The 1,344-nt window shown below is 34.2% G+C and carries 2 protein-coding genes; both read left to right on the forward strand.

Annotated features, from left to right (window positions below; genetic code table 11):
- The coding region (locus KDK16_RS08130; protein ID WP_257275539.1) for a hypothetical protein at window positions 1-792 on the forward strand (792 nt) is incomplete at its 5' end.
- Window positions 793-913: 121 nt separating this feature from the next.
- Window positions 914-1,344: hypothetical protein (locus KDK16_RS08135; protein WP_257275540.1), on the forward strand; the 431-nt coding region annotated here is incomplete at its 3' end.

Consider the following 1,344-nt stretch of genomic DNA (forward strand, 5'->3'; position numbering starts at 1 on the left):
TTTCTTAATAAGAGGTATCCAGATAAATTTAGATTCAGTATCGATGAAAAAAATATGCTTAAGGTATCCCTGGATTTCGTAGCTCCCTATGGTTGGTGGAAAGATGCATTTTTTAGAATAGATTATCTTTTTGACAATATTGGCAACGAAGGACCAGACACTTATGTTATATCTGGACCAAGAGTATCCAATGTTCCCGGTATACGTCTTTGCATTGAGGAGACCCATAAAAATTCTCAAAGACTCAGTGACGGCCCTCCCATAATGAATGGCGTCTTAAACAAACGTTGGTGGTTTGATTGCCCAGGACGTGTACGCTATGGATCGGAAAATTTTTCTGTGGAAGAGCAGATATTAAATACTATCAATTTTCTGACTGCTGACTCCAATATAAGATCAGAAGGTATTCTTTCACGTAATGAATATGGAGAAAGCCCTCAGGATCTGATTACAAAAGAAATAATAAAAGTCAATACTCGAGCAATAGAAAATGACAATTCTGTTTATGTAGAAACCGATCATAATAAGATAAAAACAAGTGTGAATAAAAGAGTAAAAGCTGGAGAAGATCCAACTTTCGATTATTTGGTTATGGATGTTGAGTACGATAATATAGAAAAGATAAAATCAATAAGGACTGATATTTTTATTCCAGCCGAAATGCATGGTGAAGCTGAAATTGTAGAATTTGATTCTACTTCGATTAAAAATCTTGATGATCTGATCTATGAGGCCAGGAATAAGTCGGGATTTAAAATAGCAAAAAAATGTACAACCCGTTGTTTATTATAACAATGAAAAACTGGATGAGAATAATTTCAAAAAGGTTTTATATGACATAGAAAAGACAAATACAAAAAATAAGAAAGAAGAGAAAGGCAAGATAATAAATAAAAAACATAACATCCTGTCGATGATAGTTAAAGTTCCTGATTATGAAAGGCTAGCGTTTGAGCATGCTATAGCTCATTCAGTTAGCTATTATGTTCCAGAAAATCCGCGTCACTGGGCGTATAACGAGATGCATAACGTAACCGGGGTACGCAAGCCCATAAAATGGGAGATACATTTAGCTAAAAAAAAGAAAATAGCAAAAGCTAATAATATGCTCTATCAATACAAACTTCTTTTACCTTTAGAAATGCAAAAGACAACAGAGCGCTATAGGGATGGAGCTCAGCATGGAAGTTTCGCCAATGTCTGGATACCTACTGTTAGAGATGGTATGTCAGACGTTGAAAAAAAATTCGCCTTAATGTCAATGTATGACTTATCAAGAAGAAAATTCAAAATTCCAAACAACCTTAAAAAAGCGCACGTTTTAAATCTTGGTAACAATATTAT

This window comes from Endozoicomonas sp. SESOKO4 (assembly GCF_024606275.1).